This window comes from Angustibacter sp. McL0619, assembly GCF_049994355.1.
Classification (GTDB): Bacteria; Actinomycetota; Actinomycetes; order Actinomycetales; family Angustibacteraceae; genus Angustibacter.
In genome coordinates, this window is the sequence record NZ_CP188257.1 from 313,249 (window position 1) to 329,638 (window position 16,390).

General features: G+C 70.1%; 14 protein-coding genes. 6 read left to right on the forward strand and 8 right to left on the reverse strand.

Annotated elements, in window-relative coordinates; genetic code table 11:
• Positions 1–118: 118 nt before the first annotated feature.
• The 3 genes from ACPPVT_RS01545 to ACPPVT_RS01555 all read left to right on the forward strand — a co-directional run bounded on the left by ACPPVT_RS01545 (position 119) and on the right by ACPPVT_RS01555 (position 3,972).
• A complete protein-coding gene (locus ACPPVT_RS01545; protein ID WP_426564810.1) occupies positions 119–1,525 on the forward strand; it encodes an aspartate aminotransferase family protein in 1,407 nt (468 codons plus the stop codon).
• 279 nt (positions 1,526–1,804) lie between these two features.
• On the forward strand, positions 1,805–3,082 hold the full coding sequence (purD, locus tag ACPPVT_RS01550; RefSeq protein ID WP_426564812.1) for a phosphoribosylamine--glycine ligase: 1,278 nt from the start codon (positions 1,805–1,807) through the stop codon (positions 3,080–3,082).
• Complete coding sequence (locus ACPPVT_RS01555; protein WP_426564814.1) at positions 3,079–3,972, forward strand: phosphoribosylaminoimidazolesuccinocarboxamide synthase; 894 nt, start codon at positions 3,079–3,081, stop codon at positions 3,970–3,972. Before purD ends, ACPPVT_RS01555 begins: the two co-directional genes overlap by 4 nt.
• A 27-nt stretch (positions 3,973–3,999) precedes the next feature.
• On the opposite strand, the gene ACPPVT_RS01560 is transcribed toward ACPPVT_RS01555, so the two are convergent.
• Genes ACPPVT_RS01560 through ACPPVT_RS01595 form a run of 8 tightly spaced genes read right to left on the reverse strand, consistent with a single transcriptional unit; the run spans position 4,000 to position 13,924 of the window.
• Positions 4,000–4,668: an MBL fold metallo-hydrolase gene (locus ACPPVT_RS01560; RefSeq protein WP_426564816.1), complete on the reverse strand. Its 669-nt coding sequence runs from the start codon at positions 4,666–4,668 to the stop codon at positions 4,000–4,002.
• 39 nt (positions 4,669–4,707) lie between these two features.
• Positions 4,708–6,201 (reverse strand): YfcC family protein, encoded by a 1,494-nt coding sequence (locus tag ACPPVT_RS01565; protein WP_426564818.1) that lies wholly within the window; start codon positions 6,199–6,201, stop codon positions 4,708–4,710.
• A gap of 19 nt (positions 6,202–6,220) precedes the next feature.
• Positions 6,221–7,765 carry a Na+/H+ antiporter NhaC family protein gene (locus ACPPVT_RS01570; RefSeq protein WP_426564820.1) on the reverse strand — a complete coding sequence of 515 codons (1,545 nt, stop codon included), beginning with the start codon at positions 7,763–7,765 and terminating at the stop codon, positions 6,221–6,223.
• Positions 7,766–7,775: 10 nt separating this feature from the next.
• Entirely contained in the window at positions 7,776–7,928 is a 153-nt protein-coding gene (locus ACPPVT_RS01575; RefSeq protein WP_426564822.1) for a hypothetical protein, read from the reverse strand.
• Positions 7,929–7,939: 11 nt separating this feature from the next.
• The gene (locus ACPPVT_RS01580) at positions 7,940–9,202 is read right to left on the reverse strand and encodes an arginine deiminase (RefSeq protein ID WP_426564824.1); all 1,263 of its coding nucleotides are present in this window, start codon (positions 9,200–9,202) and stop codon (positions 7,940–7,942) included.
• 22 nt (positions 9,203–9,224) lie between these two features.
• Positions 9,225–10,139 (reverse strand): carbamate kinase, encoded by a 915-nt coding sequence (arcC, locus tag ACPPVT_RS01585; RefSeq protein ID WP_426564826.1) that lies wholly within the window; start codon positions 10,137–10,139, stop codon positions 9,225–9,227.
• A gap of 11 nt (positions 10,140–10,150) precedes the next feature.
• Positions 10,151–11,152 carry an ornithine carbamoyltransferase gene (argF, locus tag ACPPVT_RS01590; protein WP_426564827.1) on the reverse strand — a complete coding sequence of 334 codons (1,002 nt, stop codon included), beginning with the start codon at positions 11,150–11,152 and terminating at the stop codon, positions 10,151–10,153.
• Between the two features lie 24 nt (positions 11,153–11,176).
• Positions 11,177–13,924 (reverse strand): cation-translocating P-type ATPase, encoded by a 2,748-nt coding sequence (locus tag ACPPVT_RS01595; protein WP_426564829.1) that lies wholly within the window; start codon positions 13,922–13,924, stop codon positions 11,177–11,179.
• Positions 13,925–14,287: 363 nt separating this feature from the next.
• Here ACPPVT_RS01595 and ACPPVT_RS01600 point away from each other — a divergent pair, with 363 nt between their 5' ends.
• From ACPPVT_RS01600 to ACPPVT_RS01610, 3 genes are all read left to right on the forward strand, one after another.
• A complete protein-coding gene (locus ACPPVT_RS01600) occupies positions 14,288–14,572 on the forward strand; it encodes a hypothetical protein (protein WP_426564831.1) in 285 nt (94 codons plus the stop codon).
• Positions 14,573–14,656: 84 nt separating this feature from the next.
• Complete coding sequence (locus tag ACPPVT_RS01605; RefSeq protein ID WP_426564833.1) at positions 14,657–15,025, forward strand: YciI family protein; 369 nt, start codon at positions 14,657–14,659, stop codon at positions 15,023–15,025.
• Positions 15,026–15,028: 3 nt separating this feature from the next.
• Complete coding sequence (locus ACPPVT_RS01610; RefSeq protein ID WP_426564835.1) at positions 15,029–16,264, forward strand: RNA polymerase sigma factor; 1,236 nt, start codon at positions 15,029–15,031, stop codon at positions 16,262–16,264.
• The last annotated feature ends 126 nt before the right edge of the window (positions 16,265–16,390 follow it).

A 16,390-nucleotide genomic window follows, 5' to 3' on the forward strand; every position in this document is an offset into this window, starting at 1 on the left:
CAACCCGCTCGCGACGGCGTGCCGAGCGGTCTGAATGGAGCAAGGTGACGGGCCCGGGCAGCGATCGGCGTACAGAGTGTTGGGACCGGACGCCGCCCGCCGACCTAGGCTGGACGCCATGAGCACCGTGACCGTCGAGTCCCTCGCCCCCGCCGCCCCGCCGCTCGACCTGGACGGCGCCCAGCGCACGCACGACCTCGACCGCGCGCACGTCTTCCACTCCTGGTCGGCCCAGGGTGCGCTGGACCCGATGGTCGTCACCGGCGCGCAGGGCAGCTGGCTGTGGGACGGCGCGGGCCGGCCGTTCCTGGACTTCAGCAGCCAGCTGGTCAACACCAACATCGGCCACCAGCACCCGGCCGTGGTGCGCGGCATCCAGGAGCAGGCGGCCAAGCTGTGCACCATCGCCCCGCAGCACGCCAACGACGCGCGCAGCGAGGCGGCCCGGCTGGTCATCGAGCGGTCGCCCGGCGAGCTCAGCCACGTCTTCTTCACCAACGGCGGCGCCGAGGCGATCGAGAACGCCGTCCGGATGGCCCGCCTGCACACCGGCCGCCGCAAGGTGCTGACCCGCTACCGCAGCTACCACGGGCACACCCAGACCGCTATCCACATGACCGGCGACCCGCGCCGTTGGCCCAACGACACCGGCGCCGAGGGCATCGTGCACTTCTTCGGCCCGTACACCTACCGGTCGGTGTTCCATGCGCAGACCGACGACGAGGAGTGTGCCCGCGCGCTGGCCCACCTCGAGCAGGTCGTGCAGATGGAGGGTCCGGCGACCATCGCGGCGATCGTGCTGGAGACCATCCCGGGAACCGCCGGGATCATGGTGCCGCCGCCCGCGTACCTGGCTGGGGTGCGGGACATCTGCGACCGGTACGGCATCTGCTGGATCGCCGACGAGGTGATGGCGGGCTTTGGCCGCAGCGGCGCCTGGTTCGCCGTCGACCACTTCTCGACCGCGGACGGCGGTCCCGTCGTCCCCGACCTGATCACCTTCGCCAAGGGCGTCAACTCCGGCTACGTGCCGCTGGGCGGGGTGATCCTCGGCGACGCGATCTACGACACGTTCCGCGAGCGCCCCTATCCCGGTGGCCTGACCTACTCCGGCCACCCACTGGCCTGCGCTGCCGCGGTCGCGACGATCAATGCGATGACCGACGAGGGCATCGTGCAGAACGCGGCCCGGATCGGCGCCGAGGTGATTGGCCCTCGGCTGGCCGAGCTGGCACAGGCCCACCCGGTGATCGGCGAGGTACGCGGGCTGGGCGTCTTCTGGGCCCTCGAGCTGGTGCGTGACCGCGAGACCCGCGAGCCCTTGGTGCCCTACAACGCCTCCGGCGCGGCGGCCGCTCCGATGAACGCGCTGGTCGCGGCGTGCAAGAAGCGCGGCCTGCTGCCGTTCGTGAACATGAACCGGCTGCACGTCGTCCCGCCATGCAACGTGACAGAGGGTGAGGCGCGGCTTGGGTTGGACCTTCTCGACGAGGCCCTGGGCGAGCTCGAATCAAGCCTTACGTAGCGTTTCTGCGACTCAGCGTAGTCGGGCGAATTCGGACATTGGATATTTGTTCTCAGGGTCTGGCGCGTCGGCGCTTGATCTGACAATCTCTGGCGAGCCGGGTTACCCGGCCCGAGTACGGCGCCGTCACCACCCCCCCACGACGGTGCGGTCTCGGAACCGCGAAGCCCCCGTGAGAAACCCCCCTGCCTCCCGGGGGCTTCGTGGTGCCTGGGCCATCCAGAGGTTCCCCAGGCCCGCGCGCCAGTCGCCGCCGTCCGCTCGCTACGCTCGCGGCCCATGAAGGTCCTCGTGCTCGGAACCGGTGCCCGTGAGCACGCACTGCTGGAGGCGCTGGCCCGCGACGGCGACGTGACCGCGCTGGCCGCCGCCCCTGGCAACCCGGGCATGGCGAGCGTCGCGGACCTGATCGAGGTTGACGCGATGGACGGCGCGGCGGTGGCTCGATGTGCCCGCGACTGGGGCGCCGACCTGGTGGTGGTCGGGCCGGAGGCGCCGCTCGTCGCCGGGGTCGCGGACGCCGTCCGGGCGGTGGGCATCGACTGCTTCGGGCCGTCCCGGGAGGCTGCCGCACTGGAGGGCAGCAAGGCCTTCGCGAAGGACGTGATGGCGCAGGCCGGGGTGCCGACCGCGCTGGCGCACGTGTGCCGCACCGTCGAGGAGGTCGCGGCGGCCCTGGACGCGCTGGGCGCCCCGCACGTAGTCAAGGACGACGGCCTGGCGGCCGGCAAGGGTGTCGTGGTGACCGACGACCGGGCCGAGGCCCTGGCGCACGCGCAGACCTGCTTGGCCCGCGGCGGCGACGCCCAGGTCGTGGTCGAGGAGTTCCTGGACGGGCCCGAGGTCTCGTTGTTCTGCCTCAGCGACGGCACCTGCGTCGTCCCGCTCGAGCCCGCGCAGGACTTCAAGCGGCTGCAGGACGGCGACGCCGGCCCGAACACCGGCGGCATGGGTGCCTACACGCCGCTGCCGTGGGCGCCGCCCGGCCTGGTCGCGGAGGTGGTCGAGCGGGTCGCCCAGCCGACCGTGGACGCGATGGCTCGCCGCGGCACGCCCTTCGCCGGGCTGCTCTACGTCGGGCTGGCGATGACCTCCCGCGGCCCGCGGGTCGTCGAGTTCAACGCCCGGTTCGGCGACCCGGAGACCCAGGTGGTGCTGGCCCGGCTGCAGTCCCCGCTGGCCGGCCTGTTGCGGGCGGCCGCGACCGGCATCCTGGCAGGGCACCCGCCGCTGCGCTGGTCGGACGACGCCGCGGTGACCGTGGTCCTGGCCAGCCCCGGCTACCCGGCGTCCCCGACGACCGGCGGGGTGCTGCACGGGCTGGCCGCGGCGGACGCGGTCGAGGGCGCGCACGTTTTGCACGCCGGCACCGCTCGCCGCGGCGACGAGATCGTCTCGGCCGGCGGCCGAGTGCTCAGCGTGGTCGGCACCGGCCCGGATCTGGACGCCGCCCGCGCCGTCGCGTACGACGCGCTGGCCCGGATCGAGCTGGACGGTGGCCAGCACCGCACGGACATCGCCGCGTCCGCCGCCCGGGACGCGCGGGTGACGGCGTGACCGCGAACATCCCGGCCGCGCCGGAGCTGTCCGGGTACCGGCACCTGTACTCGGGCAAGGTGCGCGACCTGTACGAGCCGGCGGACGGCACGCCGCACCTGCTCGTGGTCGCCAGCGACCGCATCTCGGCCTACGACCACGTGCTGTCCAGCACGATCCCGGACAAGGGCAAGATCCTCACGGCCATGTCGTCGTGGTGGTTCGACCAGCTCGCCGACCTGGTGCCGAACCACCTGGTCACCGGCCCGGTGCCGGCCGAGGTCGCGGGCCGCGCGGTGCTCGCCCAGCGGCTGGACATGTTCCCGGTCGAGTGCGTGGCCCGCGGCTACCTGACCGGGTCGGGTCTGGTGGAGTACCGCGCGGGGCATGCCGTGTGCGGCGTCCCGCTGCCGCCCGGCCTCGAGGACGGTTCGGCTCTGCCCCAGCCGATCTTCACGCCGGCGACCAAGGCCGAGCTCGGCGAGCACGACGAGAACGTCACGTTCGAGCGGGTAGCGCAGACGGTGGGCGCGGACGCCGCGGCGACCCTGCGCGAGCTCACGCTCGCGGTCTACGCCCGGTCCGAGGGCATCGCCCGCGAGCGCGGCGTCGTGCTGGCCGACACCAAGCTGGAGTTCGGCCGCGACGCCGCCGGGACCGTGGTGCTGGCCGACGAGGTGCTGACCCCGGACTCCTCGCGGTTCTGGCCCCTGGAGCTGTGGTCGCCGGGAGGGTCGCAGCCGTCGTTCGACAAGCAGCTGGTGCGGGACTGGCTCACGTCGCCGGCGTCCGGCTGGAACCGTGCGGGTGACGTCCCGCCGCCCGCCCTGCCCGCCGAGGTGGTCGAGCGGACCCGGGACGCCTACCTGGAGGCGTTCCGCCGGCTCACCGGCACCGCGTTCGCCGGCTGACGCGCGCCGCAGGCGGGTCCGGACCTCTCAGGTCAGGACGTCGAGCGGCTGGCCGCCGTTGAAGTCGACGACTGACGTCCCCGGCGGAGCGAGCCGGGTGCAGTGCCCCAGGTACATGGCGCGGGCCGGCGGCAGCAGCAGGGCGTCGTGGATCGGGACCGCCACGCTCGGGCTCACCGCGCGCAGGTAGTCGATCGTCTCGGACACCTTGGCCCACGGCGCGTTCAGCGGCAGCGCCAGCACGTCGACGTCCCCCGGCACGACGTCGTACGCGTCACCGGGGTGCAGCAGGAGCCCGTCCCCGCCGTCCGCGCGTGAGGTGCCGACCAGCATCCCGACGTTGCCGACCCGCGGGATCTCGGGGTGGATCACTGCGTGCCGTCCGCCGGCGCCGCGCAGGGTGGTGCCGGCCACCTCGAGGGTGTCGCCGGCATGCAGCGGCTCGGCCTCGATCCCGGCCTGGCGCAGCTCCGCGGCGGTCTCCGGCTCGGCGACCAGCCGGGCGCCGTCGTTGGCCTCCAGCAGCGTCGGCAGCCGCTCGACGTCCACGTGGTCCGCGTGCTGGTGGGTGATCAGCACGGCGTCCAGATCGGTGAGCTCCTCGAAGCCCCGGCTGAACACGCCGGGGTCCAGCAGCAGGCGTGCACCGTCGACCTCGACGAGCAGGCAGGAGTGTCCGAGATGCGTGATCAGCATGAGCCAACCCTGGCACCCCCGGCGCGTTTTGGCGACGCCTCAGCTGGCTAGCGCACCGACCGACAGCACGAGGATGGACAGCACGCACAGCATGCCGAGCAATGGCCAGACCCATCTCAGGTAGCTCCCGTACGGAACCCGGGCGATGGCCAGACCGCCCATCACGACGGCCGACGTGGGGATGAACAGGTTCATCACGCCGGACGCGGACTGGAACGCGGTGACGATGAGATGCGCCTCGACACCGACGAAGGCCGTCAGCGGCGCCATGATCGGCATCGACACCGTGGCCAGGCCGGACGAGGACGGGATCAGGAACGACAGCGGCAGGAACAGCAAGAACACGACGATGACGAACGCCACCGGCCCCAGGCCGTCGACGGCCTGCTCGGCCCAGTGCAGGACGGTGTCGGTGATCCCTCCGTTGTTCATGATCACGGTGATGCCACGGGCGATGCCGATGATCAGCGCCACGCCGAGCAGGTCGCGCGCCCCGGCCACGAACGCATCGGTGAGTTCGATCTCCTTCAGCCGCCCGATCAGCCCGATGATCACCGAGAACAGGATGAACAGGGCGGTCATCTCGGGGAACCACCACCACAGCGTGGGGATGTTGATCCCCATGTCCTCCCAGGGGATGACGCCGTACATCATCAGACCGAAGGCGAGACCGAAGACGACCAGGATGAGCTTGTGCTGGCCGGTCATCACGGCCTCGTCGGCGTCGCCCTGGACGCTGAAGTGGGTCTCGTTGGCCTCCTTCATGTGGTGCACCACCGACCTGGTGGGGTCCTTCTTGACGCGTTCGGCGTAGCGCATCACGAAGAAGATGCCCATGGCGAGACCCACGACCAGGATGATCAACCGGGACAGCAGTCCCTCGCTGATGGAGATGCCGGCGAAGCCGGAGGCGATGCCGGTCGCGAACGGGTTGATGGTCGACCCCAGAGTGCCTATGCCGCAACCAATCAGGACGATCGCCGCTCCGGTCAGCGAGTCGTAGCCGGCCGCGATCATGACCGCGATGACCAGGGTGTAGAAGGCCAGGCTCTCCTCAGCCATGCCGTAGGTCGTGCCGCCGAGCGCGAAGACGCACATCAGGATCGGGATCATCCAGCGCTCGCGGCCCTGCAGCCGTGCCACCAGGCCGCTGATCCCGGTCTGGATCGCGCCGGTCCGCATGGTCACTCCGAGGAAGCCGCCGATCACGATGATAAACAACGCGACGTCGATCGCGCCGAACAGCGTCCCGCTGTTGTAGTAGCTGATCTTGCCGTCGGCGTCCTCGATCCCGTACAGGCCGTTGATCGGGGCGGTCAACGAGTCGATCAGGATGCGCGCCGGATGGCTCGGTACCTCGGAGTAAGTGCCCGGGATCGGCGCGCCGTCCTTGTCCAGCTTGTAGGCGCCGGCGGGGATGATCCAGGTGGCGACGGCCATCACGACGATGAGTGCGAACAGGATCGTGTACGCCGAGGGGAGCGTGAACCGGTGCTTGCTCTCGGCCGTTGCGGGAGTGGACGTCTCGCTCATCGCGTTCTCCTGAGGTTCGTCACCCGGGTGCTGGCTGCGCAGGTGGTGCGGTGGGCTCCACGTCTCCCCAGGGTTCGGTCGCCTTCGGCACCTTGAACCCCAGGAACCCGTAGGTCATGTCGAGCAGCGGACTGAGCAGGTTGAAGAAGCAGAACGGCAGATAGCTGGCGGTGGCGACACCGAGGACGCCGGAGATGTAGGCCCCGCAGGTGTTCCACGGAACCAGGACCGACGTCACCGTGCCCGAGTCCTCCACCGCCCGGGAGAGCACCTGCGGAGCGAGCCCGCGCTCGGCGAACTCGCCGCGGAACATCCTGGATGGCAGCACGTCCGCGACGTACTGGTCACCGGCGATCACGTTCAGGCCGATGCCGCTGGCGTTGACCGCCGCGATCAACGACCCGCGGCGGCGCGTGTGGGACACGATCGGCAGCAGGAGCCGCTGCAGGAACCCGGCGTGCTCCATGACGGCTGCGAACGACAGGGCGCCGAGAACCAGCCAGATGGTCGTCAGCAGGCTCGCCATGCCGCCCCTGGTGAACAGGTCGTCGATCGGCGCGACGCCGGAGTGGCTGACGAACCCGGTCGCCATGGCGCTGAAGATCGCGTGGACCGACGTCGAGACTGGCCCGAGGCTCGGGTCATCCACGAACGCCTTCACCGCGTCCCACTGGGTGAACGGTGCGAGCACGCCGGCGAAGAGGGCGGAGCCCAGGATGGACAGGAACGGCGGATACCGCAGGATCGCGAACAGGACGAGCAGCAGCAGCGGCAGCAGGTTGACGAACGAGATGTTGAACGCTGCGGCCAGCGCCTCGCGAGCGGCGTCGGTGCTCAGGGCCGCGTCGGGGTCCGCGTTCAGCCCCAGGACGAGGAAGATCACCAGGCTGATTCCCAGCGCTGGTCCCGCCGTCCAGAACATGTTGCGGATGTGGGTGCCTACCGCCAGCCCGCCCCCCACCAGTTTGGGGACCAGGATGGTGGTCTCCGACAACGGCGTCATCTTGTCGCCGAAGTAGGCGCCGCAGATGACCGCGCCGGCGGCGATGGCGTCCGAGAGCCCCATCACCTTGGCCATCCCGACGAAGGCCACGCCGAGCGTGCCCGCGGTGGTCCACGAGCTGCCGGTGACCATGCCGACCAGCGCGCAGACCACGGCGGCCGTCAGGTAGAACCAGGACGGGCTCACCAGTCGGATCCCGTAGTCCACGATGGTCGGGATCGTGCCGGCCATGTTCCAGGTCCCGATCAGTGAACCCACGGCGAGCAGGATGAAGATCGCGCCCACCGCCGACGTGACGCCGCCGACGGCGGCGTCAGCGACGCCCGCCACGGTGTAGCCGTTCTTGAACGCGATCAGGCTGGCGAAGGCGGCGCTGAGCAGGAGCGCCACCTGCAACGGACCGTTGGTGGCGTCGATGCCGAACAGCGAGATGGTCAGCGCGAGCAGCGCGATCAGCACCACGATGGGGAGCAGCGCGTCGATCAGGGTGGGCGCCCGCGGAACGCGTTCGCTCGGGTGCGGGCCACCGAGTCTCGGCGGCGGGGGCTGGGGTTCGGGCATCGTCGGCTCGTCAGCTGCGCATCGGCTGCGAGAGCGACTGATGGATGCGCAGGGCGCCGACGTCCTCGCCGTGGTGATGGGTGGTCCCTCGGGCCCAGCCGATCATCGCGATGACGCACGCCACCAGGATGGCCACCAACGCCCACCGCAAGAGGTCAGGCATCGCGCACCTCCTCAGACCGGATCGCGGGTCAGCGGGCAGGTCATGCAGTGCCCGCCGCCGCGGCCCTTGCCCAGCTCGAAGCCTTCGATGGTGATGACCTCGACGCCCGCTTCGCGCATCTTGGCGATCGTGTACGTGTTGCGCTCGTACGCGACGACGACTCCGGGCTCCAACGCCACGACGTTGTTGCCGTCATCCCACTGCTCGCGCTCCTGCTGGTAGCTGTCGCCGCCGGTCTCCACGACCTGCATCCTGGGGACGCCCATCGCTTCGGCCACGGCGCCGAGGAAGGAGTCCTCCTGAGTGACGTGGAACCGGTTCCCGTTCGTGCCGGGCCGCAGGCTGATCGCCCGGATGCCCGCGACGACCTTCGGGTACGCCGTCACCTTGTCGCGGTCGAGCATCGTGAACACGGTGTCCAGATGCATGTGCGCGCGGTCCTTCGTCATCACAGCAGCGATGACCCGCTCGGCGCCTCCCGAGGCGAACAGCGACGCAGCGACCTGCTCGATCATGCGGGCCTGCGAGCGCTCGCTCATCCCGATCAGGACGGTGCCGTTGCCGATCGGCTGGACGTCGCCGCCCTCCAGCGACGCGCGGCCGAAGTCCTGCACCTCGAAGCGCTGGTCGTCGCCGAGCGGTGGGTACCAGAACTGGAAGTCCGCGTCGCGAAACATCGGGTGGTACCGGTAGATGGCTGCGACGTTGTAGGCCTCCAGTCGGCGGGCCGGCCAGAACATCGGGTTGATCGTGACCCCGCCGTAGATCCAGCAGGAGGAGTCGCGGGTGAACAAGGTGTTCGGCAGCGGCGGCAGGACGAACATGCTCTCGTCGTCGAGCGCGGCGGCCGGCAGCGAAGTGGTCCGGGACCGGCCCAGGTCAAGACCGGACTCGGCGACGGTGAGCCCGCCGATCAGGTGGATGGCCAGCTGCTCCGGCGCCAGCTCGGCGAGTCGGGCGCGGACGTCGTCAACCAGTGACAGACCGACCGTGTACTCGGAGGCGGCCACCTCGATCAACCGCTGACGCCCCTCCTCGCTGCCCGCGATCGCCTCGCCCAGCAGGTCCTGCAGCAGGAAGACCTCGACGCCGCGCTCGCGCATCCGGGCGACGAACTGGTCGTGCTCGTACTGCGCTCGCTCAACCCACAGGACGTCGTCGAACAGCAGGTCGTCATGATTCGACGGTGTCAGGCGCTTGAGGCTGAGCTCGGGCCGGTGCACCATCACCTGTCGCAGCCGGCCGACCTCTGAGTGAACCCCGAACGAGGTCATCGTTCCTCCTGTCGAATGTCCATCAGGCCGGGACCACCTGGGTTCCGGCCGTGCCGTCAACGATCTGGGTGATCTCGGCCAGGCTTCCGATCGCGGCACGCCGGCCGGTCTGCTCGACGAACCGCAGGGTGGCCTCCACCTTCGGGCCCATCGATCCCGCGGCGAACTGCTGCGCGCGCAGCTGCGACGGTGTCACGCGATCGAGCTTGCGCTGGTCGGCCGTGCCCCAGTCGGCGTAGACACCGTCCACGTCGGTGGCCAGGATGAGCAGCTCCGCGTCCACGTCCCGTGCCAACAGCTGGCTCGCGAGGTCCTTGTCGATCACCGCCTCCACACCGACCAGATCGCGGCCGCCAGCCGTGGAGAACATCGTCGGCACCCCGCCACCGCCGGCGCAGATCACCACGACGCCCTTGTCGAGCAGCCAGTTGATCGGGCGGATCTCGATGATGCGCTTCGGCTCGGGTGAGGGCACTACCCGGCGCCAGTAGTCGCCGTCCTGCTTGAACGTCCACGCCTTGGCCGCGCCGAGCTCGTCGGCCTTGTCCTGGGTGTACACCGGGCCGACGAACTTGCTGGGGTTGCCGAAGGCCGGGTCGTTCGGGTCCACCTCGATCATCGTCAACACCGAGGCTAGCGGGGCGTCCGGCGGCATCTCGTTGCCGAGCTCCTGCTCGAGGACGTACCCGATCATCCCCTCGGTCTGGGCGCCGAGGACGTCCAGCGGGTACGGCTCAACCTCCGTGTACGCCGCTGCCTGCAGCGCGAGCAGACCCACCTGGGGACCGTTTCCGTGCGACAGCACGAGCTGGTGCTCGGCAGCCACCGCGGCGAGCGCCGGAGCGGCCAGCCTGACGTTCGCCCGCTGGCGCTCGGCGGTCATCGGCTCGCCGCGTTTGAGCAGGGCGTTTCCACCCAGCGCCACGACCACGCGCATGCTTGTGATCCTCAGCTTCCGAGCGTGGCGACCATGACGGCCTTGATCGTGTGCAGCCGGTTCTCGGCCTGGTCGAACACGATCGAGGCCTCGGACTCGAACACGTCGTCGGTGACCTCCAGCCCGTCGAGCCCGTAGGTCTCGAAGATCTGCTGTCCCATGGTCGTCTCGCGGTTGTGGAACGCCGGCAGGCAGTGCAGGAACTTGACCTGCGGGTTGCCGGTCCGGCGCAGCACGTCGGCGTTCACCTGGTAGGGACGCAGCAGGTCGATCCGCTCCTGCCACACGCTCTTGTCCTCGCCCATCGACACCCAGACGTCGGTGTAGAGGTAGTCGGCCCCCTGCACGCCCTCGTCGACGTCCGCCGTGAGGGTGAGCCGGGCTCCGGTGCTGTCGGCGATCTCGCGGCACGTCTGTACGAGCTCGGCGGCCGGCCAGAGGTGCTCGGGCGCACAGAGCCGGACGTCCATGCCGAGCTTGCAGCCGCCGACCATCAGCGAGTTCCCCATGTTGTTGCGGGCGTCCCCGAGGTAGCAGTAGCCGATCTCGGTGAGGTGCTTGTCGCTGTGCTCGGTCATGGTGAGCATGTCCGCGAGGATCTGGGTGGGGTGGAACTCGTCGGTGAGCCCGTTCCAGACCGGCACCCCGGCGAACTCGGCGAGGATCTCCACGTTCGCCTGCGAGAAGCCGCGGTACTCGATCCCGTCGAAGGTCCGACCCAGCACCCGTGCGGTGTCCTTCATCGACTCCTTGTGGCCGATCTGCGAGCCGCTGGGCTCGAGATAGGTGACGTGGGCGCCCTGGTCCTTGGCGGCGACCTCGAACGCCGTCCGGGTTCGGGTCGAGGTCTTCTCGAAGATCAGGGCGATGTTCTTGCCCTGCAGCGTCGGCTGCTCGTAGCCGCCGTACTTGGCGGCCTTGAGCTGGGCCGACAGGCGCAGCAGGAACCTCAGCTCGTCGGGCGTGAAGTCAAGCTCCTTGAGGAAGCTGCGGTTGCGGAGGTTGAACGGCATGGCGATCCCTCGATCTCGGTGGAGTCAGGCGTGGGCGACGGCGACCGCTGGGGTGACGGCGGTCGCCGCGGCGTGCCCGCGGCGCCGCAGCACGAACTTGATGGCTTCCTCGATGACGAGCAGGCTCAGCGCAAGCGCGATGCAGGTTCCCCACTGGCCCCCAGTCAGGTCGCCGGTCCCGAAGATCTTCTCGAGCAGGGTGAGCGTCGTGATGAGCACAATGGCGAGCAGCGAGATGCCGTACCGGCGAAGCTGTTGCGGGCCAGGGACGGCGTCCCGGTCGAAGATGGTGTTCAGCTGGTCTCGGGACATCAGGCCGGCGACCACGTGGAACAGGGAGAGCGTGGTCAGCAGCATGGTCGCCGCCACGACGGCCCCGTCGTCGTGGCCGAGCTGGTAGGCCACCAGCGACCCCACCGTCATCACCGCGCCCTGGATGCACAGCCGGACCCAGTTCGAGCGCGACAGCACCGGTGCGCCCACGGGGCGCGGCCTGCGGGTCATCAGGCCCTGCGTCGGCTGGTCGAAGCCCAGGGCGATCGCGATCGGGATGTCGACGACCATGTTGAGCCAGAGGATCTGCAGCGGATTGAGCGGGACGCCGCCGGCGATGTCGAAGATGCCCGCCGCCAGGAAGATCGCGATGTACGCCACCAGCGTCGACATCTGGAACCGCAGGTACTTCACGAGGTTGTCGTAGAGCGTGCGGCCGTAGGACACCGCGTTGACGATGGTGGCGAAGTTGTCGTCGGTCAGGATCATCACCGCGGCCTCCTTGGAGACCTCCGTCCCGGTGATCCCCATCGCGACGCCGATGTCCGCGCCCTTCAGGGCGGGGGCGTCGTTCACGCCGTCCCCGGTCATCGCCACGACGTTGCCGGCCCGCTTCAGCAGCTGCACAAGGCGGATCTTGTCCTCGGGCGCGACCCGGGCGATGACCCCGATCTCGGGCAGCTGCTGCAGCAGCTCGTCGTCCGACATCGCCGCGAAAGTGGTGCCGGTGATGGCACGACCCTCGATACCCAGCTCCTTGGCGATGGCGCCTGCTGTGACGGCGTGGTCCCCGGTGATCATCCGGACCCGGATACCCGCGCTGTGGCACTCGGCGATGGCTGCCTTGGCCTCGGGCCGCGGGGGGTCCACGATGCCGATCATCGCGAGCAGGGTCAGGTCGGCGACCAGGCCGAGCAGGTCGCCGTCGGGCTGGAAGGTCGCGGGTTCGAAGTCGCGCTGGGCGACTACGAGCACCCGCTCGCCGGAGTTCGCCATGGCGTCGTTTGCCTCGAGCGCCAGATGCCGGTTGTCGTCGGTGATCGGCAGCCGGGTGCCGTCCGGCTCGCGGTAGAAGCCACCTCGCTCGATCAGGACGTCGGGTGCGCCCTTGACATAGCACCGGACTACCGGGCGCCCGTCCTCGCCGCTCATCTCGTGAAACGTCGCCATGAACTTGTACTCGGAGTCGAACGGCACCTCTGCCACGCGAGGGTACGTGCGCCGGGTCTCCTCGATGTCCAGGCCGCCCTTCGCGCCGAGCACGATCAGCGCGCCCTCGGTGGGGTCGCCGATCAGGCTTTCGCCGTCCAGAACCGCGTCGGCGCACAGCACCATCGGCAGCAGGTAGGCGTCCAGCGCGACCTCCTCGCCGCCGACGCGCTTGATCTCGCCCGTGATGCCGTAGCCCTCCCCGGAGACGGTGAACCGGTGCCGTCCGGGGATCGCGATCTCCCGGGCGGTCATCTTGTTCAGCGTCAGCGTGCCGGTCTTGTCGGAGCAGATCACCGAGGTGGCCCCGAGGGTCTCCACGGCTGGCAGCCGCTTGACGATCGCGCCCCGGTTGGCGATCTCGCGGGTGCCCATCGACAGCAGCGCGGTGACGACCGCGGGCAGGCCGGTCGGGATGGCCGCGACGGCGAGGGCCACGCCGGTGATGAACAGCGTGTCGAAGGACTCACCGCGCACCAGCCCGAGCACCACGACGAACACCAGGGCGATGCCCGCGATGATGGCGATGATCTTGGACAGGTCGTCGAGCTGCTTCTGCAGCGGCGTCTTGTCCGTCTCGGTGTTCGCCAGCAGGTCGGCGATGTGCCCGATCTCGGTGCCCATCCCGGTCGACGTCACCACGATCTCGCCGCGCCCGCGGGTGACGGCGGTGTTCATGTAGGCCATGCAGGTCCGGTCGCCGAGCGGGATGTCGTCCCCGGACACCGGCGCCGTCGACTTGCCGACCGGCAGGCTCTCGCCGGTCAGGGCCGCCTCCTCGATCTCCAGCGTCGCCGCCACGCAGATCCGGCCGTCGGCGGGCACCCGGTTGCCGGCCTCGACGAGGACGACGTCACCAGGCACGAGCTGCTCCGCGTCGATCTCGATCGGCTGGCCGTCCCGCCGCACCCGGGTGATGGTCCGCATCATCTGGGCGAGCGCCTTGACGCTCTCCTCCGCCTTCGACTCCTGGCGCAGGCCGATCACGGCGTTGAACAGGGTCAGGCCGGCCAGCACCAGCGACGTCCCGACGTCCCCGGTCACGACCAGGTTCACGATGGCGGCCACCAGCAGCACGATCTGCATGAAGTCCTTGTACTGCCGCACGAACGCCTGCAGAGCCGACTCCTTCTTGGTGCCGGTGAGGGCGTTGGGGCCGTGCTCCTGCAGGCGCTTGGCCGCCTCCGCCCCACTCAGGCCCTGGGCCACGTCGACGCCGAGCCGCTGCGCGACCTCGGCGGCCTCGGCCCCGGCTATCGGCTGGGTGTTGAGGACGTCTGCTTGAGACATTCTGCCTCCGACCAGATCGCGTGCCATACGAGCATTTCCGGCGCCTGTGGATAGAATCACGCGCCTCTCGAACGCTGGCCTCACCTGAATTGGGTGAGGCGTCGTCCCCCACCCAGGCACTGCCTGGAGGGAGCGAACGATGGACGGTGACCGATCTCGCACGACCCCTGCCCTGTCACCGTGGGTGTGGGTCGTCGTCGCAGTGTTCCTGCTGGTGATCGGGGTCCTGCTCAGCCGGCTGACGATCGGCACGGACGAGCTGCGCGACATCGCCGACGTCGATGCGGTCTGGGCGTACGTCACTGTCTTCCTGCTGGTGATGGCCGACGGGATCTGCGCCCTGTTCCCCACCCCGGTCATGCTGTGCCTGGTCCGGTACGCCCGGGGCTGCGGTTCGTCGTCAACGCGAGCTGCGGCCTCGCGTCGTACCCGTACCGGCGCTTTCTGCTCTGGTCGGCGATCGGCGGCACGATCTGGTCGGTGGTCACCTGCTCCGTCGAATACCTGGTGGCCAACGCGCTGGCTGGCTACCCGCTCGCGGCGATCATCGTGGCGAGCTGTGTGAGCACGGTGGCGGTCGCCGTCCTGTTCGTCGTCGTGCGCCTTCGGCGCCGAGCCGTCACCGCCGTGGCGGCGGCCGCGCAGTAGCGGCGGGAAAGTTTCGTGATCGGTGTCGAGAAGGTCTGGTCCCGTTCGTCATGGGGGTGTCAGTCTTCGACCGAGGAGGAACCCATGAAGTACGTCATCATGTTCACGACCGAGCCCGCTCTGCTGGCCGACGTCCCTGCCGAGCGCCTGGACGCCATCTACGGCGAGGTCTACACCTGGTTCGACAAGTACGGTCCGTCGTTCGCGGACGGCGGCGCCGAGCTGCAGCCGGTCAGCACGGCGACCACGGTCAAGGCGTCCCGGGACGGCGGAGAGCCGGTCGTCGTGGACGGCCCGTTCTCCGAGGCCAAGGAGGTCGTCGGGGGGTTCGCGATCCTGGACGTCGACGACCTGGACGCCGCGATCGCCATTGCCCGGACCTGGCCGTACCTGGTGCTGCCCGGGATCAGCGTGGAGGTCCGGCCGATCGTGGACCACTCCGGCGACATGTAGCCGATGACGGACGTCGGCGCCGACCTGGCGCTGGAGGCCGTCGTCCGGGCGGAGTCCGGGCGGCTCGTCGGTCTGCTGCACCGCAGCCTCGGTGACCTGGACGTCGCCGAGGAGGCGGTTGCAGACGCGGTCGCGGAGGCGCTGGGGGCCTGGCGACGCGACGGCATCCCGGACCGTCCGGCAGCCTGGCTGCACACGGCCGCCCGACGAAACGCGCTGGACCGCCTGCGCCGCGACGCCCGGCTGCGCGCCCGTCTCCCGTCGCTGGGCGACTGGGCGGCCGGGGCACGCGCGGTGCAGGCTGAGCCGGTCGACGGGGTCGTGCCCGGGGACGACGAGCGGCTGGCGCTGCTCTTCGGCTGCTGCCACCCGGCGCTCGCCCCGGCGTCCCGGCTCGTCCTGACCCTGCGCGCTGTGCTCGGGCTCACGACGGCCGAGATCGCCAGGGCCACCTTCGAGCCCGAGGCGACCGTCGCCCAGCGGATCAGCCGGGCTAAGCGCAAGATCGGCGCCGCCGCCATCCCGCTGCGGGTGCCGGCGGTCGCCGAGCTGCCCGAGCGGCTGGACGTCGTCCTCACCGTCGTCGCGACCGCCTACAACGAGGCGTACCTGGCCACCGGTGGGCCCGACCCGACCCGCCGCGACCTCGCCGACGACGCCACCTGGCTGGCCGGGGTGATCGCCACGGCCCTGCCGTCCGAACCCGAAGCTCTGGGCCTGTTCGTGCTGCTGCAGCTGCACCAGGCCCGCGCGGCAGCCCGTTTCGACGCCGATGGTCGGCTGGTGCTGCTCGCCGACCAGGACCGCTCGCTGTGGCGGCACGACGAGGTGGACGTCGCGGTGGCCCTGCTGGAGCGGGCCGCGGCGATGCGCCGTCCGGGCCGCTACCAGCTGCAGGCCGCCATCACCGCCTGCCACTGCGAGGCCAAGACATGGGACGAGACGGACTGGCTGCAGATCCTCACCCTTTACGACCTGCTCCTGCGCTACGACGGGTCGCCGGTGGTTCGGCTCAACCGGGCAGTGGCTACGGCCCGCGTGGAAGGCCCGGACGTGGCGCTCGCCGAGGTGGACGCAGTGGCCCAGCCGCTGCGCCGGTTCCACCTGCTGCACGCCACCCGGGCGCAGTTGCTGCGCGAGCTTGGTCGCCCGGATGAGGCGCGGGCCGCCGATCGGCTGGCGCTCGCGGCGACCGGGAACGTGGCCGAGCGTGCGCTGCTCACGGAGCGCCTCGCCTGACGCTGGCTGGCTTCTGATGTGTCGCGGCGCAACGCCACTCCAATAGGTGCGTAGTAGCGGGCCGCAGTCCCAACCTTGAAGCCCGCCGCGGAATGGCGAGGTACATGTCACTGCGTGCCGCCACTC

Bases quoted from the DNA above. Each gene is read 5' to 3' on its own strand.
- ACPPVT_RS01545 (WP_426564810.1), top strand. From the start codon at position 119: ATGAGCACCGTGACCGTCGAGTCCCTCGCCCCCGCCGCCCCGCCGCTC.
- purD (WP_426564812.1), top strand. From the start codon at position 1,805: ATGAAGGTCCTCGTGCTCGGAACCGGTGCCCGTGAGCACGCACTGCTG.
- ACPPVT_RS01560 (WP_426564816.1), bottom strand. From the start codon at position 4,668: ATGCTGATCACGCATCTCGGACACTCCTGCCTGCTCGTCGAGGTCGAC.
- ACPPVT_RS01565 (WP_426564818.1), bottom strand. From the start codon at position 6,201: ATGAGCGAGACGTCCACTCCCGCAACGGCCGAGAGCAAGCACCGGTTC.
- ACPPVT_RS01570 (WP_426564820.1), bottom strand. From the start codon at position 7,765: ATGCCCGAACCCCAGCCCCCGCCGCCGAGACTCGGTGGCCCGCACCCG.
- ACPPVT_RS01575 (WP_426564822.1), bottom strand. From the start codon at position 7,928: ATGCCTGACCTCTTGCGGTGGGCGTTGGTGGCCATCCTGGTGGCGTGC.
- ACPPVT_RS01580 (WP_426564824.1), bottom strand. From the start codon at position 9,202: ATGACCTCGTTCGGGGTTCACTCAGAGGTCGGCCGGCTGCGACAGGTG.
- arcC (WP_426564826.1), bottom strand. From the start codon at position 10,139: ATGCGCGTGGTCGTGGCGCTGGGTGGAAACGCCCTGCTCAAACGCGGC.
- argF (WP_426564827.1), bottom strand. From the start codon at position 11,152: ATGCCGTTCAACCTCCGCAACCGCAGCTTCCTCAAGGAGCTTGACTTC.
- ACPPVT_RS01595 (WP_426564829.1), bottom strand. From the start codon at position 13,924: ATGTCTCAAGCAGACGTCCTCAACACCCAGCCGATAGCCGGGGCCGAG.
- ACPPVT_RS01605 (WP_426564833.1), top strand. From the start codon at position 14,657: ATGAAGTACGTCATCATGTTCACGACCGAGCCCGCTCTGCTGGCCGAC.
- ACPPVT_RS01610 (WP_426564835.1), top strand. From the start codon at position 15,029: ATGACGGACGTCGGCGCCGACCTGGCGCTGGAGGCCGTCGTCCGGGCG.